General features: G+C 67.3%; 14 protein-coding genes. 6 read left to right on the top strand and 8 right to left on the bottom strand.

Going from position 1 to position 14,966, the window contains the following annotated elements; genetic code table 11:
- The first annotated feature begins 2 nt into the window (after positions 1-2).
- Positions 3-425, top strand: coding sequence for a VOC family protein (locus tag ACWA1Q_RS04410; RefSeq protein WP_463759845.1), 423 nt, complete (start codon positions 3-5; stop codon positions 423-425).
- A gap of 38 nt (positions 426-463) precedes the next feature.
- Positions 464-736, top strand: coding sequence for a DUF2277 domain-containing protein (locus ACWA1Q_RS04405; RefSeq protein WP_463759843.1), 273 nt, complete (start codon positions 464-466; stop codon positions 734-736).
- A gap of 26 nt (positions 737-762) precedes the next feature.
- On the opposite strand, the gene ACWA1Q_RS04400 is transcribed toward ACWA1Q_RS04405, so the two are convergent.
- From ACWA1Q_RS04400 to ACWA1Q_RS04385, 4 genes are all read right to left on the bottom strand, one after another.
- The gene (locus ACWA1Q_RS04400; protein ID WP_463759842.1) at positions 763-1,080 is read right to left on the bottom strand and encodes an SHOCT domain-containing protein; all 318 of its coding nucleotides are present in this window, start codon (positions 1,078-1,080) and stop codon (positions 763-765) included.
- A 118-nt stretch (positions 1,081-1,198) separates the two neighbouring features.
- Positions 1,199-1,864 (bottom strand): response regulator, encoded by a 666-nt coding sequence (locus ACWA1Q_RS04395; RefSeq protein WP_463759840.1) that lies wholly within the window; start codon positions 1,862-1,864, stop codon positions 1,199-1,201.
- Entirely contained in the window at positions 1,861-3,048 is a 1,188-nt protein-coding gene (locus ACWA1Q_RS04390) for a sensor histidine kinase (RefSeq protein WP_463759839.1), read from the bottom strand. The genes ACWA1Q_RS04395 and ACWA1Q_RS04390 overlap by 4 nt, the downstream gene beginning before the upstream one ends.
- A gap of 76 nt (positions 3,049-3,124) precedes the next feature.
- Positions 3,125-4,453 (bottom strand): M50 family metallopeptidase, encoded by a 1,329-nt coding sequence (locus tag ACWA1Q_RS04385; protein ID WP_463759837.1) that lies wholly within the window; start codon positions 4,451-4,453, stop codon positions 3,125-3,127.
- 69 nt (positions 4,454-4,522) lie between these two features.
- On the opposite strand from ACWA1Q_RS04385, the gene ACWA1Q_RS04380 reads away from it, so the two are divergent.
- On the top strand, positions 4,523-6,061 hold the full coding sequence (locus tag ACWA1Q_RS04380; RefSeq protein ID WP_463759836.1) for a Mur ligase family protein: 1,539 nt from the start codon (positions 4,523-4,525) through the stop codon (positions 6,059-6,061).
- Positions 6,062-6,235: 174 nt separating this feature from the next.
- On the opposite strand, the gene dxr is transcribed toward ACWA1Q_RS04380, so the two are convergent.
- Together dxr and ACWA1Q_RS04370 are read right to left on the bottom strand one after the other, a co-directional pair.
- A complete protein-coding gene (gene dxr, locus ACWA1Q_RS04375; protein ID WP_463759832.1) occupies positions 6,236-7,321 on the bottom strand; it encodes a 1-deoxy-D-xylulose-5-phosphate reductoisomerase in 1,086 nt (361 codons plus the stop codon).
- A gap of 35 nt (positions 7,322-7,356) precedes the next feature.
- On the bottom strand, positions 7,357-8,337 hold the full coding sequence (locus ACWA1Q_RS04370) for an FKBP-type peptidyl-prolyl cis-trans isomerase (RefSeq protein WP_463759830.1): 981 nt from the start codon (positions 8,335-8,337) through the stop codon (positions 7,357-7,359).
- A 238-nt stretch (positions 8,338-8,575) separates the two neighbouring features.
- Here ACWA1Q_RS04370 and ACWA1Q_RS04365 point away from each other — a divergent pair, with 238 nt between their 5' ends.
- Entirely contained in the window at positions 8,576-9,256 is a 681-nt protein-coding gene (locus tag ACWA1Q_RS04365) for a lysophospholipid acyltransferase family protein (protein ID WP_463760766.1), read from the top strand.
- Positions 9,257-9,259: 3 nt separating this feature from the next.
- On the opposite strand, the gene ACWA1Q_RS04360 is transcribed toward ACWA1Q_RS04365, so the two are convergent.
- A complete protein-coding gene (locus ACWA1Q_RS04360; RefSeq protein WP_463759828.1) occupies positions 9,260-9,730 on the bottom strand; it encodes an OsmC family protein in 471 nt (156 codons plus the stop codon).
- Positions 9,731-9,780: 50 nt separating this feature from the next.
- Between ACWA1Q_RS04360 and ACWA1Q_RS04355 the strand changes: the two genes are divergently transcribed.
- Positions 9,781-10,803: an asparaginase gene (locus ACWA1Q_RS04355; protein WP_463759827.1), complete on the top strand. Its 1,023-nt coding sequence runs from the start codon at positions 9,781-9,783 to the stop codon at positions 10,801-10,803.
- 122 nt (positions 10,804-10,925) lie between these two features.
- The gene (gene ald / locus ACWA1Q_RS04350; protein ID WP_463759826.1) at positions 10,926-12,053 is read left to right on the top strand and encodes an alanine dehydrogenase; all 1,128 of its coding nucleotides are present in this window, start codon (positions 10,926-10,928) and stop codon (positions 12,051-12,053) included.
- Here ald and ACWA1Q_RS04345 read toward each other — a convergent pair.
- Positions 12,050-14,932, bottom strand: a complete 2,883-nt coding sequence (locus tag ACWA1Q_RS04345) for an FtsK/SpoIIIE domain-containing protein (protein WP_463759824.1) — start codon at positions 14,930-14,932, stop codon at positions 12,050-12,052. The two genes, ald and ACWA1Q_RS04345, sit on opposite strands and share 4 nt — an antisense overlap.
- Between the last annotated feature and the right edge of the window lie 34 nt (positions 14,933-14,966).

The raw sequence follows: 14,966 nt of genomic DNA, 5'->3' as shown, positions 1-14,966 counted from the left end.
CCATGGCCACTCAGCTGAACCCCTACCTCAACTTCGCCGGCAACGCCCGGGAGGCGATGACCTTCTACTCCGAGGTCTTTGGTGGTGAGCTCGACCTCAACACCTTCGCTGAGTTCGGAATGAACGACGACCCTGCCGACGCGGAGAAGATCATGCACGGGCAGGTGACGAGTCCGTCCGGTCTGGTCCTCATGGGGGCAGACGTCACGAGAGAAATGGAACTTGTGGAGGGGAACAACTTCTCGGTCTCGCTCAGCGGCGAAGACGAGACCGAGCTCCGCGGCTACTGGGACAAGCTCGCCGACGGTGCGACGATCATCGAGCCGCTCGTGAAAGCACCGTGGGGCGACACGTTCGGGATGCTCGTGGACCGGTTCGGGATCAACTGGATGATGAACATTGCCGGGAGCACCGACGAGAGCTGACCCTTCCGCATGCGCGGCGACGGGCTTAACCTGTTGCCATGTGCCGGAACATTCACACCCTTCACAATTTCGAGCCCGCCGCGACTGATGACGAGGTCCACGCTGCAGCTCTCCAGTTCGTCCGCAAGATCAGCGGGTCGACCAAACCTTCCAAGGCCAACAGCGAAGCCTTCGACCGTGCCGTCATCGAGATCGCCCACGTGACTCGACACCTGCTCGAGGACCTGGTGACGACGGCTCCGCCGAAGAGCCGCGAGGTCGAGGCGGAGAAAGCCCGCGCCCGGTCGGCGGAGCGATACGCCCGCGTGTAGCGCCAGGCTCCACGCGGGCGTCACGCTCACCGCTGGTCCGGGTTATTCGCGCGAATGACTTCGAGGCGCGCCCGGTATTCGGTCTCGTCGATATCGCCCTGCGCAAATCGTTCCGCGAGCGTGGACTCAGCGCTCCTGCCAGGGCCGTGTGCGGTCGCCCACGGTGGTGCCGATCGACGCCAGCGTCGGCTGAAGAGCGCGATGAGCGACGCGATCAACAGGACCCAGAGGAACGGGACGAGGATGAACACCCAACCGGGTCCTCCTCCCCCTCCCCAACCGGGGCCCCAGCCTGGGTGCGTGGCGACCGACGCCAATGCGGGTGAGACGAGTGTGCTGATCATGGACATGTCCCTTCGTTCCTGAGATCCCAGCCGGGACCGTCGGATTCAGCATCGTCGGGCGACGCCCCGGGCGAATCTGCCGCGGGAACGAATCCGGACTACTCCGCGCGGACGACGATCAGTCGGCGAAGCCGGGAGCCACGAGTCCGCTCTCGTAGGCGAGGACGACAAGCTGCACCCGGTCACGGGCGCCCAGCTTGCCGAGGATGCGGGACACGTGTGTCTTCACGGTCAGCGGACTCAGAAAGAGCCGCGCGCCGATCTCCTCGTTCGAGAGGCCTGCAGCCACGAGAACCATCACCTCACGTTCGCGCTCGGTGAGGACCTCGACGAGGTTCGGCATCGCGGCGCTGTGCAGTCGACCCGAGATACGTTCGAGCAGTCGCCGCGTCACACTCGGCGAAAGCAGAGCGTCGCCCGCCGCAGCAATTCGGACGGATCGGATCAGCTCGACGGGCTCGGTGTCCTTGACGAGGAACCCGCTCGCCCCCGCAGCAATGGCCTGGGCGACATACTCGTCGAGCTCGAACGTCGTCACGACGACGATCCGCGTCGCCGACAGCTCCGGGTCCGCCGTGATCTGCTCGGTTGCCCACAGCCCGTCACCGTCCGGCATCCGGATGTCCATGAGCACGACATCCGGGCGCTGTTCGCGGACGCGGGCGACGACATCCGTTCCGGTCGCCGCCTCGCCAACCACGTCGATGTCGGGTTCCGCTTCGAGCAGCGCACGGAAGCCGGCCCGGATGAGTTGCTGGTCATCGGCGATCACCACACGGATCATGGCGCCTCCGGGAGAAGCGCTGTGACCTGAAAGCCGCCGTCCGGCCGGTTGCCGACGGTCAACGTGCCCCCGAGAAGTTCTGCTCTTTCGGTCATCCCGAGGATGCCGTTCCCTGCGTCGGTGCGCGCGGCTCCGGCACCAGCGCCGTTGTCGGAAATGGTCAGGCGGATGCCAGCCTCTCCCTGGACCAGATCCACATGGGCGCGGGTCGCCTGCGCGTGCCGGAGCACGTTGGTGAGGCTCTCCTGCACGATCCGGTAGAGCGCCAGCTGCACCGCGGCGGACGGCTGCCGGGCGATCGACACCGAGTAATCCACATCGAGTCCCTGCGCACGAAACGACTCGAGAACACCGGGAATCCGGGCGAGGTCCGGCTGCGGCGCCAGTGCCGCAGCATCGACGCTGTCAGCGCGCAGGAACGCGAGCACACCTCTGACCTCGTCGAGCGCGGTCTTGCTCGACGACTTGATGTTGCTGAGCGCCTCACGTGCCCGCTCCGGTTGCGCATCCATCAGGTGCAGCCCGACCCCAGCCTGCACGTGAATCTGCGACAGCGAGTGAGCGAGCACATCGTGCAGTTCGCGCGCGATTCGCATCCGCTCAGCCTGCTCGACACTCTGGCGGTGCTCGAGGGCTTTCCGCCGTACCGCGGCGAACCGTTCCCGTCGCTCCCGGAACCGTTCGGCGAACGCGAGCAGCAGGGCGATTCCCGCCGTTGCGACCGCGATGCGCACCGGATGCCACCCCACGCCGAGCAGAGAACCGAGCGTCAGCGCCGCCACCCATCCGACGGCGACGGATGCGTACACCCAGATCCGGGCGCCGCGCAGAATCCCGATGACCACCGCGAACGCGAACGCGAGAGAGGGCGGGCCCCCGTTCGGCGGGAGCAACAGGTCAGAAACCGCTACTGCGGTGACGACGGATGCTACGGGGCCGGGAAAGCGGCGTGCCGCGAGCAGGACGACGGGGCCAAGAGCGGCCAGTGCCAGGGCGATGGGCGGAACGGGAAAGTCAGGCGGGAAACGCCACAACAGGAAGATCGTGGCGGGCACGGAGACCAGGAACGACACCACGACGGGAAGCCACAGCCTCGCGGCCGGAGGGAGCCCCCGGAACGGCGGACGAGGACCCCACCTCTCGAACGGGTCCCCGTGTTCGGAGTCGACCGCGGTGGGGAGCATGCGCCCAGCGTAGCGACGGGAGGAGTGCGCGGCATCCTCCACGGGGTACCTGCTCCTACTCCCAGCGGAGTACGGCTCAGCCGAAGAGGTTCACCGGCTTGACGATGTCGGCGAAGATGAGCAGGGCGCTCATCCCGCCGAGCACGATGACGACGAGGAACGTGAGCGGCATGAGCTTCGCCGCATCGACCGGCCCTGGGTCTCGTCGCTGGAAGAGCTTGGCGAAGCCGCGCCGGATCGACTCCCACAGCGCGGCGGCAACGTGCCCACCGTCGAGCGGAAGCAGAGGCACGAGGTTGAACACGAACAGGGCGACGTTGAGGGAACCGAGGATCCCCACCATCGTCTGAACCTTGCTGGCGACCGGGAACTCGTCCTGGCTGACAACTTCTCCGGCGATCCTGCCCACTCCGACGACGCTGATCGGCCCGTTGGGGTCGCGCTCCCCCGGCCCGAATGCGGCGTTCGCGATATCGACGAGGCGTTCGGGCAGGTTGAGGATCATGTTCGCCACATGACCGATGTTGTCTCCGACGGCGGGAAGCACAGCCGTCGCGGGCTCGGGCACGAGTTCGGTCTGGGAGATGATTCCGACGAATCCGACCTCCTCCGTGACCGGCGCGCCAGAGGCATCCGTCACGATCTGACCGTCTTCGTCTGCCTTCTGCCGTTCGGTGAGCAGCGGAGTGAGCGTGACCTGCTGCTCAGCCCCGTCCCGCAGAACGACGACGTCGAGGGCTTCGCCGGGAGAGGTGCGGACGACGCTCGTGACGTCGGACCAGGCGTCGACCGGTGAGCCCTCGATGGTGAGGATGGTGTCGCCCGGCATGAGCCCGGCGGCGGCACCCGGTGCGAGTGGGTCGTCGGGGTCGCAACTGGTCTTCGTGCTGCCGGCCGGGAGCACGCACTCGTTGACCGAAGCGATCGTCGGGCTGGCCTGGGGGCTGCCGAATCCCATCAACACGATGGCGACGAGCACGACGGCGAGCAGCAGGTTCATCGCGGGCCCGCCGAGCATGATGATGATGCGCTTGTAGACGGGAAGGCTGTAGAACGTCCGCTTCTCTTCACCCTCGCCGACGGTTTCAGAACTCGCTTCGCGGGCGTCCTGAATGAGGGTCTGGAAGAAGCCGGTGCTCGAGTTGCGGGTGGCGCCGTCCTTGCCGGGCGGGTACATGCCGATCATCGAAATGTAGCCGCCGAGCGGGATCGCCTTGACCCCGTATTCGGTGTCGCCCTTTTTCCTGGACCAGATCGTTTTGCCGAAGCCGATCATGTACTGGGTGACTTTGACCCCGAACAACTTGGCCGGCACCAGGTGGCCGATCTCGTGCAAGCCGATCGACACGGCAACGCCGACCGCAATGATCAGCACACCGAGGATGTAAAGCAAGACGGATTCCACTCCCAGAGAGTAGCGCCACGCGCTGGGCGGATGCTGGTGGCGCGCTGGGAGAGGCGACCCGATTGGGCTGTGAGAACATGGGCTGTGCGTCCGAACCAGCCCCAACCCACCACTCTTGACGACTTCGCTGCCAAGTTCCGTCTGGCGCTGCACGACGAGATCCGGCCCGTCACCCTCACCGGGATCACGATGGACTCACGGTCCGTTCAAGCGGGCGATCTCTACGTCGCCGTTCCCGGAGCGCGGTTCCACGGTGCGTCATTCTCGGCGGATGCCGTGGCTCGCGGCGCGGTTGCGATCCTGACGGATGCCTCCGGCCTCGTCGATGCGACGGCATCCGGTGTTCCCGTGGTCGTCACTGTCGAGTCCCCCCGTGAGCTGATCGGTGAGATGGCGGCGTGGCTGTACCGGACCGACAGCGCAGCACCTCAATTGTTCGGGATGACGGGAACCAACGGCAAGACATCGACGGCCCACTTCCTCGATTCGATCCTGCGTCAGCTCGGTATTCCGACCGGTCTCAGCTCGAGTGCCGAACGGCGGATCGGTGCCGAGGTCGTGCCGAGCTCGATGACCACACCGGAAGCACCTGAGCTGCACGCTCTCGTCGCCCGCATGCGGGAGGTCGGGGTGAAGGCTGCTGTCGTCGAAGTCAGCGCCCACGCCCTCACCCGGCACCGGGTCGACGGTCTCGTCTTCGACGTCGCCGGCTTCACCAACTTCGCCCAGGATCACCTCGACGACTACGCGGATATGGAAGAGTACTTCGCCGCCAAGCTCGAGCTCTTCACACCCGCTCATGCCCGGAAGGCGGTGGTCTCGCTCGACACTCCGGCCGGAGCCAACGTGGTCGCGCTCGCGGGGATCCCCACGACGACGATCACGTCGCTGCCGGACACGTCTGCCGACTGGACCGTCGACATCGACGAGGAGCAGCCCTCCTTCACCTCGTTCACACTCACCCACGCCGAATATGGGTCACTCTCCACCCGCGTGCCCGTCATCGGCAGGCACATGGCCGCGAACGGCGGGCTCGCCATTGCGATGCTCGTCGCGGCCGGGTACTCCCTCACCGCCATCGATGCCGCCCTGCAACGTGACGGCGGAATCACGGCATCGCTGCCGGGTCGCGCCGTGCACGTGCCCGTACCGGACGGGCCCTCCGTCTACGTCGACTCGGGGCACACCGCTGAGGCGTTCGCCAAGACGCTCGAGGCGGTTCGCCGTCTCACGACCGGCCGGGTCATCATGGTCGCTGGGGCGAACGGCGATCGTGACCAGTCCAAGCGCCCCGAGATGGGGCGGCAAGCCGCTCTGGGCAGCGACGTGCTCATCGTCACCGACCACCAGCCCCGCTCGGAAGATCCGGCGGTCATTCGTGAGGCCGTTCTTGCCGGCGCGCGCGCTGCCAAGCCGACAGGCGACATCCGTGAGGTGGCGTCACCGGCAGAAGCGATCCGCGTTGCCGTGCGCGAGGCAACCGCCGAGGATGCGATCCTGTGGGCCGGACTCGCCGAGAAGAACTATCGCGAGGTCGCCGGGCAGAAGATCCCGTTTTCGGTGATCGACGAAACGCAGGGTGCGCTGGCTGAGGCCGGTTGGCTCTGAGCTGACCGATCTCGATACGCGCGGCTCGTTCCTCGCTGCGCTACTCGATCACCGGCGGCGAATTCACGCGTTACGGACGCATTCACCCGGCGCGCCGCGTGAAGCGGTCCGGAGTGAGTGAAAACGCGTACTTCGCTGATCGAGTAGGCCGCCCGCGGCCGTATCGAGATCGCGTCAGCGCAGCGCCGCTATTGCCCGGTCGGCCTCAGCGCGAGCCCACAGCTCTGCCTCCGCGAGTGAGGCGAGCGTGAGCTCACCGTCGGGCTTGTGGGCGTCGACCACCCTCGCGATCGTGTCGACGATGTCGAGGAACGCGATGGCCCCCGCGTGGAATGCAGCTACAAGCTGCTCGTTGGAGGCGTTGAACACGGCCGGGTAGGTGCCCCCGGCCCGACCGACGGTCTTGGCGAGTTCGACAGCGGGGAATGCGACGTCGTCGAGCGGCTCGAACGTCCAGTTCTGCGCGCGCGTCCAGTCCAGGGGCGCTCCGACACCGGCGACGCGAGCAGGCCAGTCGAGGCCGAGGGAGATCGGCAGGCGCATATCCGGAGGCGATGCCTGCGCAATCGTCGACCCGTCGACGTATTCGACCATCGAGTGCACGATCGACTGCGGGTGAACGACAACGTCGATCCGCTCGTACGGCACGTCGAAGAGCAGGTGCGCCTCGATCACCTCGAGGCCCTTGTTGACGAGTGTCGCCGAGTTCGTCGTGACGACGAGGCCCATGTCCCACGTGGGGTGAGCGAGGGCCTCAGCGGGCGTCACACGCGTCTGTGCTTGCCTGCTGCTGCCACGGAACGGACCACCGGATGCCGTCAGCACGAGGCGGCGGACCTCCTGCTTCGTTCCCGACCGGAGCGCCTGGGCGATGGCGGAGTGTTCGGAATCGACCGGAACGATCTGGCCGGGCTTCGCGAGCCTCGACACCAGATCTCCGCCGACGATGAGGGATTCCTTGTTCGCGAGCGCGAGGGTGCGTCCGGTCTCGAGCGCTGCGAGTGTCGGACCGAGCCCGACCGACCCGGTGATGCCGTTGAGCACGACGTCTGCGTCAACGGAGCGGACGAGACGTTCGGCGTCTTCGGCCCCGAGTGCGGTGTCGTCGACGTGGAATTCGTCAGCCTGCGCCTCGAGTTGCTCCCGATTGCTGTTCGCCGAAAGCCCGACCACCTCGAATCGGGTGGGGTTCGCCCGGATGACATCCAGGGCCTGGGTTCCGATCGAGCCGGTTGATCCGAGTATCAGTACGCGTCGCACCGTGCCAGCTTAGCCAGCGAGTCGCCGGCGAGGCGCTACCGGCCGGTGGAGAGCACGTCGACGACGAAGACGAGAGTGTCTGTGCCCTCGATGCCCGCGCTCGGCTGGCCCGCTTCGCCGTAGCCCGAGGCCGGAGGCAGAACGGCGAGAACCTGTGACCCGACGGCCGCTCCAACGAGTGCGGCGGAGAACCCGGGCACAACGCCGGTGGTCGGGAAGCTCGTCGCTCCCCTGCCCCAGCTCTGGTCGAAGACCTCGCCGGTGCGCCAGTTCACGCCCTGGTACTGAACGGTGACCGTGTCGCCCTCCTGCACCACTTCGCCGTCGCCCTGCTTGAGCGTCGCGAGCTGGAGTTCGGCAGGCGGGTCCGTCTCGGGAATGGTGACGGTGGGAACGCCCTCATCGTCGAGTTCGACCACGGGCATGCCCTCGACCGGGGCGACCGGGGTACCGGTGGCGACGGACGGAACGATGCCGACGGCATCCGCGACGATGACGAGTGAGTCACCCGCAGCGACGGCACCATCCGGAGAACCCTCAGTACCGAAGCCGTCCTCGGGCGCGACAACGCTCACGACGCGGGAGCCTTCGTTCACGCACTCGAGGGTACGAACGAGACCGGGGATGAACTTGGTGTCGTTGACCTCGATCGACGTGTAACCGCCGCCCGAGTATGCCGTCTGCGACACGACGGCTCCGCTGGTGCCGTTGAGAATGGTGACATCGAAGTTGACGACGTCGCCCGGCTGGATCTCCTGGCCCGTGCCCTCGATCGCCACCGTTCGCTCGGTCGCCTCGACGCTGACAGGGGCCGGGACGTCGATCGTCGGCGCGACACCGAAGTCGCCCGCGACCTTCACCGACTCGACGGCCGAGCCGCCCGGAGTGTCTTCGCACACGAGAGCTGCCGGTTCCTCGCTCGCTTGCGGGGCCGCGGGCTCCGCTGATGCGCACCCCGTAAGGACGAGGGCGGATGCCGCGGCGGCCGCGACGAGGACGGGAAGGGATGTGCGCACAGGAATTCGCTTTCAAAGAGGGGGAAACTGTAGGCCAGTCTGCCGCACCCACCCGGTGGTTGGCTGCGAATGACCTTCACGCCGACCGCAGGGCGCCGAGACTCCTGGCCGTAATGCGCAAGGAGGAATACGACAGAGACTACGCTCATCCGTTGTGCCGAACACGGAAAAAGACGTCCCCCTGACGAGCGAAGCCTCCTCCCCCGGGTTCGTCTACCATCTCGGTCGGGCCGTGCTCATGCCCATCGTCCGGGGCATCTATCGTCCCCGGATCATCGGCCGGTCGAACGTTCCGCGCACGGGACGAGTGATCCTCGCCAGCAACCACCTGTCGTTCATCGACAGTGTCGCGATCCCGGTCGTCGCCCCACGGCGGGTTCAGTTCCTCGCGAAGTCCAGTTACTTCGACGGCACAGGGTTCCGCGGGTGGGTCTCCCGCATCTTCTTCACTTCGATCGGCGCCGTCGGCGTCGAGCGCGGTGCAGGTGCAGCCGCCCAGGAAGCTCTCGACGCCGGTCAACGCATCCTCGAGACCGAGAGCGCGTTCGCGATCTACCCGGAGGGCACCCGGTCCCTCGACGGACGCCTGTACAAGGGCCGCACCGGAGTGGCGTGGCTCGCGCTCAGCACCGGCTCCCCCGTCGTGCCTGTTGGACTGATCGGCACCGACGAACTCATGCCCGTCGGCAGTACCGTTCCCCGGCTCAAGCGCGCCACCGTCATCTTCGGTGAGCCGATCGACGTGAGCCACCACGGACCGGCGACGAGCGGAAAGGCGAGACGACAGGCTACCGACGAGATCATGGCCGCCATCCACGCCCTCACGGGCCAGGAACTCGCCGGTTCCTACAACGAAACACCGCCGGCCGACACCATCGAAAAGATCAAGCGCGCCGTGTTCCAGCGGGAGCGGTTCTGACGCTCAGGCGACGACGATCACCGGTTCGTGACGCACCGGAAAGTTCACCGACCGGGCGATGAAGCACAATTCGTTGGCGCGTTTGTGGGCCGCGAGCGCGGCATCCGTCATTGACCCGTCCGCGACGGTGACCCGGGGGCGAAGAATCACCTCGGTGAATGCTCCGCCACTGTTGCCGTCTTCGACCATGGTGCCGTGCGCATCATCCTCGTACGCGGTGACGACGACTCCGACGGTCACGGCGACGTGCAGGTACGACAGCAGGTGGCACTGGGCGAGCGCGGCGAGGAGCAGTTCCTCCGGGTTCCAGCGCGACAGGTCTCCGCGGAACGGTTTGTCGGCGGATCCCTCAATCGGATGCTTCCCCGCGGCTGACACAACGAGCTCACGACTGTAGTCCCGATACCCGCTCGTGCCCGTTCCGCGGTTTCCGCGCCATTCGACGCCGACCGTGTACCCGTGTTCGCCCAACATGGCCCCAGTCTGTCACGACCAGAGCCCGCGATCAGGGCTACCCTTGACCGGTGACTACTGCACCCGACCCCGTCGAAACCTTCTCATCGGCGAGCGCCGTCGAACTCGCCATCGTCACCAGGAGCGGCTTCGTCGAATCCCGGCACTCCGGCTCTGCGATCGTGCTCGACCAGCACGCCGATGTTCTCCGCTCGCTCGGGGACCCGTCCGCTCCGGTGTTCGCACGATCGACGCTCAAGCCGTTCCAGGCGATCGCCGTGATGAACGCCGGCGTCGGACTCCGCGGCGCCGCTGCCGTTCTCGCGACGGCTAGCCACTCGGGTACCCAGCGCCATGTCTCTGTCGTCCGGAGCATTCTCGCGCAGGCCGGTCTGACCGAGATCGCCCTGCAGTGCCCGGCGGACTGGCCCGCCGACTCCGCCGCGCGCGACGAACTCCTCCGCGACAACGGCACGGCATCCCCGATCTACATGAACTGCTCGGGCAAGCATGCCGCGATGCTCCTCGCGTGCGTGACCAACGGCTGGCCGATCGAGGCCTACCTCGAGAACGACCACCCGATGCAGGTCCTCATTCGGGATGTCGTCGAGCGATTCACCGGGGAACGCCCGGTTCACACCGGAATCGACGGGTGTGGTGCTCCCGTCCACGCGCTGTCGCTCTCCGGGCTCGCCCGCGGTATCGGCCGCATCCGCACCTCGTCGCCGACGTCACCATTCGCGATCTACCGCAACGCCGGCATCCTCTGCCACGCTGTCCTCGAGAACGGCTGGGCGCTCGACGGCACAGGGCGAGCGAACACCGTCGTCATCGACCGGCTCGGTGTGTTCGCGAAGCTCGGTGCTGAAGGCGTCATGGTGATGGCGGCGCCAGACGGGACAACCGTCGCCCTCAAGATGCTCGATGGAAGCCTGCGTGCCGCGTCCCTCGTCGGCCTGACCCTGCTGGCAGATGCCGGAGCACTTGATCGCGACGCTGTCGACGCTGTGCTGCCTGACCTCAACCTCTCGGTGAAGGGCGGGGACGCCGTCGTTGGCGACATCCGCGTCTCTCCCCTGCTCGAACGCGCCTGATCTCGATAGGCTGGCTCTGGGCAACCGCGCCCGCCTGACAGTGTCGTCGGACTCCCACAAGGGTGGATGACCTGCCGATTTGTGCCGCTCCCAACCGGGGCGGCCACGGATGAAGGAGCACCATGAGAGTCGCCATTCCCCGCGAGGTCAAGAACAACGAGTACCGCGTCGCCATCACTCCAGCCGGGGTTCATGAACTGACCGTCCATGGTCACGAGGTCCTGATCGAGACTGGCGCGGGCGAAGGATCCTCCATTCCCGACGATGCGTACCTCTCCGCCGGGGCGACGATTCTCCCGACGGCTGCCGAGACGTGGGCTCGCGCCGAGTTGCTGCTGAAGGTGAAGGAGCCAATCGAGTCGGAGTACCAGTACTTCCGCCAGGGACTCGTGCTGTTCACTTACCTCCACCTCGCCGCCGAAGCGGAGCTGACCCGCGAGCTCGTTCGCACCGGTATCACCGCCATCGCCTACGAGACCGTCCAGCTGCCGAACCGGTCTCTTCCGCTTCTCGCGCCAATGAGCGAGGTCGCCGGGCGGCTCGCCACAATCGTGGGCGCGAACACCATGCTCAAGCCGAACGGCGGCCCCGGCCTCCTCGTCCCCGGCGTCCCGGGAACCTCTCCGGCCCGGGTAACGGTGCTCGGCGGTGGCGTCGCGGGCACCAACGCTGCGGCGATCGCCGTCGGCCTCGGAGCGGATGTCACCGTTCTCGACACGAACATCGCCAGGCTGCGTGAACTCGACGCCCTCTACGCCGGGCGGATCAAGACGATCGCCAGCAACGCGTTCGAGATCGAACACTCGGTGGTTTCGGCGGACCTCGTCATCGGCTCAGTGCTCATTGCGGGGGCACAGACCCCGAAGCTCGTCAGCAACGCGCTCGTCGCGACGATGCAGCCCGGCAGCGTGCTCGTCGACATCTCCGTCGACCAGGGTGGATGCTTCGAGGACTCGCACCCGACGACGCACGCTGACCCCACCTTCACCGTGCACGGCTCGGTGTTCTATTGCGTCGGCAACATGCCCGGCGCCGTTCCGCACACGTCCACCTACGCGCTGACGAATGCGACGCTCCCCTACGTGCGGGCGATCGCGAAGGCCGGCTGGCGGGATGCTCTCGCGGCGGACCCTGCACTCGCTCTCGGCCTCAACACCCACCACGGCGCCGTCTACAGCGAACCCGTCGCACGCGCGCATGGGCTCGACCACGAGGAACTGGCGACGGCTGTTACGGCGGCAACTGTCTAGGAACGCGGCGGTGGAGCCAGGCTCACTCGCGTCACCTCCCCGCCGGGTTCCACGAACCACGCTCTGCCGGGCAATCGCGACAGCAGGGGTGGCCGCGTGCGGATCCTGGTGATCGCACGGAACTCAGCCACGGTGCATCCGTCGATGATGATGGCGGCGTCCTGGCGCAGCGCCGTCAGAAGTGACCACTGACCCTGCCACTCCTCCGGATCCCCGACGAGAGCGACCGGTCCGCCCGATCGACCGCGAACATGGTCGATCGACAATCGCCCTGACGCGGTGTCGCCAAGCACGGCGACACCGACCGGCTGGTGCGTGGCGTTCCACATGAGGATCTCGTCGGCGCGACGCTTTGGGGCGTTCGAGACGACGAGCGTCAGAGGGTGTTCATCCCACCGCACCGGCCGCACGGTGCGGCTCGCAGCATGCTTCGCCGGGAGTCGCGCCGGTTCCGGAGCGGCCAGCTGCACCGACGTGCCACGCCAGAGCGCACTGCCCGGCCGTCTGCTCTCGACCCAGCCGGCGGCGCTGCCGCCAGCGAGGATGTGTTCCTGGCGATTCGCCGTGCCAAGCAGAACGGTCGAGCCGACGAACCCGCCGAGCATCGCGGTCGGCCCGGCGAGCCTCTGGAGCGTGATCGCCAGATGGACGCCACGGCGCGGTCCGTCCCGAAGCAGCGCGACAACGCCATCCCGCAGGTCGGATGCCGCCTCCGGGTCGATGCCCGCGAGGAGCGAATCGAGGTCGTCGAGCAGAATCAGCACCGGCGGGCCATCGATGTGCGAAGACGACAGTGCAGCAGACCGCGCCATCACGACATCCCACGCCAGCTCGGCATCAGAGCCGATCCGCTCGACGACCCACCGGTCGAGCCGGGTGGCCTCGCGTTCGATCGTGTTGAGCAGCGTCGTTTTACCGGTCTGGGCCATACCGATGACGAGCATGCTGCCGTCGGCGACCGGGTCCCAGCACACGGTCTCCTGCCGCTGCTCCGTGGGCAGGTCCGCCAGACCGAGACGGATGTCGTCGGCCGGCTCCCCCAGACTCGACCGCTCCACCCACGGCGGCAGCGGTTCGAGCCACGGCCGTCGCACCTCAGCAACCGAACGCCATGCTCCCGCTGCACGGGCGATGTCGGTTTCCGTCGCCGTCGCCACCTGCAGGGTGACGGGCGTTGCACCTGTGGCGAGGACGAGACGACCGGGGATGGATGCCGGGAGCATCACCGCGGCATCCGTTGCGAGGATCGCGATGCTGTCGGCCCGGTTGTTCACCCGAAGCGACATCCGCAATCCGCAGTTCGCGAGGAGCGAGTCCTTCACCACACCGGCCGGCCGTTGGGTGCACAGGATCAGATGAAGACCGAGCGATCGGCCTCTCGCAGCAATGTCGACGAAGAGCGCATGCAGTTCAGGAAAGCCGTCGAGCATCGCGGCAAACTCGTCGACGACAATGACGAGCCGGGCGAGCGCCTGCGCCTGCGCCTGTGCGATATCACGCACTCCGAGGTCGCGGAGCATCCGTTCCCGGTATCGGACTTCGGCACGGAGGCTGTCAAGCGCGCGGATCGCAGATCCGCCGTCGAGGTCGGTGAGCACGCCGACGACATGCGGTAGCCCGAGGAGCGGAGCGAACGCCGCACCTCCCTTGAAGTCGACGAGGAGCAGGGTAACCACCTCGGGTGGGTATCGCTCCGCCAGGCTCGTGGCCCAGGTGACCAGGAGTTCGCTCTTGCCACTCCCCGTGGTTCCACCGACGATGGCGTGAGGACCGTCCGTGACGATATCGACGCAGACCGGGCCTCCGCTGCTCGAGCCGATCACGGCCGAGAGCGAGCCGGACGGCCGGGGTGGTGGTGCTGCGACCGCCATCTCGGCGAACCCGACGACGGCGGGTAACGCACCCGTGTCGCCATCACCGAGGCGCGAAGCGTGCCCTTCGAGCATGCGGGCGAAAGCCCCGGCCTCCGCTACCGAGATGAGTTCAACGTGCAGGTCGAGGGGCTCGGCGAGCCCGGTGGTACCGGTTCGGTGAAGAACCGCCGTCGTCACCCCGGTGAGTTCGATCACGCTCGAACATCGTGTCGGGATCCGGTCCAGTCGTTCCGCGAGCACGAGGAGCGCGTCGGCGGGAGGCAACGGCCCCGCGGCCGGCGCGGACTCGACCACCGCGACGGATGCCGCCGCCGCGCGAGAGCGGCGGTGCGGGAGGGCATCCGCCCAGTCCCAGCCGGAGGGAAGCTCAAGCACGGCGAGCGCGTCGGGACTCGACGCGGAGCACAGCTGCACCAGCAGACCGCGGGCGATCGCGCTGGCGAGTAATGGAGGTCCGACGAGCCCGATTCCTCCGCCGGCGTCGACCTCGACAGGGACGTCCGGGACAAGCCGGGCGCGTGCCTTCAGCCGGGCAGTCTCGGGCCCTTGTGGTCCGTCGACCCGCAGCGCGCTGGGCTGAGCGCCCCGACCCACGACGACGCTCTTCTGGCGGGCGGCGGGGACGCGCCACCTGCCGAATCCGATCGTCGGAGCATCCGGTGTGTCGAGGATCCGTCTTGCGCTCGTCGACGTCGAACACCGGGACTTCTGTTCGGCGGCGTGGCGCGTGTCGACGTCGGTGTTCAGACGATCGATTTCTGCCAGCCATCCTGCGGTGTCCGTGCGGAGTCGCCGCCTGCCGGACCACCGGTTGTCGACGACGCTCGCTACCGCGATGATCGGGCCGAGAGCGGCGAAGATCAGGACGAACGGTGACCGGGTCAGCGCCCAGATGACGACGGCCGCGACCACCGGGGCGATGCTCGCGACGACCGGGAACGGTGACGGGCGAATCGGTTCCGGCCGCGGCGGAACGGTGATCGGTTCATCCGGAGGTACCTGCATCCGTCAAGGAGAGCAGGTACGAGTCCGCCGCTCG

The organism is Mycetocola sp. TRD_SC_2, assembly GCF_055361225.1.
The sequence above is the reverse complement of the archived record's forward strand: the minus strand, read 5'-3'. Positions and strand labels throughout refer to the sequence as shown.

Coding starts and splice junctions, on each gene's coding strand:
- ACWA1Q_RS04410 (WP_463759845.1), top strand. CDS start 3: ATGGCCACTCAGCTGAACCCCTACCTCAACTTCGCCGGCAACGCCCGG.
- ACWA1Q_RS04405 (WP_463759843.1), top strand. CDS start 464: ATGTGCCGGAACATTCACACCCTTCACAATTTCGAGCCCGCCGCGACT.
- ACWA1Q_RS04400 (WP_463759842.1), bottom strand. CDS start 1,080: ATGATCAGCACACTCGTCTCACCCGCATTGGCGTCGGTCGCCACGCAC.
- ACWA1Q_RS04395 (WP_463759840.1), bottom strand. CDS start 1,864: ATGATCCGTGTGGTGATCGCCGATGACCAGCAACTCATCCGGGCCGGC.
- ACWA1Q_RS04390 (WP_463759839.1), bottom strand. CDS start 3,048: ATGCTCCCCACCGCGGTCGACTCCGAACACGGGGACCCGTTCGAGAGG.
- ACWA1Q_RS04365 (WP_463760766.1), top strand. CDS start 8,576: ATGCCCATCGTCCGGGGCATCTATCGTCCCCGGATCATCGGCCGGTCG.
- ACWA1Q_RS04360 (WP_463759828.1), bottom strand. CDS start 9,730: ATGTTGGGCGAACACGGGTACACGGTCGGCGTCGAATGGCGCGGAAAC.
- ald (WP_463759826.1), top strand. CDS start 10,926: ATGAGAGTCGCCATTCCCCGCGAGGTCAAGAACAACGAGTACCGCGTC.
- ACWA1Q_RS04345 (WP_463759824.1), bottom strand. CDS start 14,932: ATGCAGGTACCTCCGGATGAACCGATCACCGTTCCGCCGCGGCCGGAA.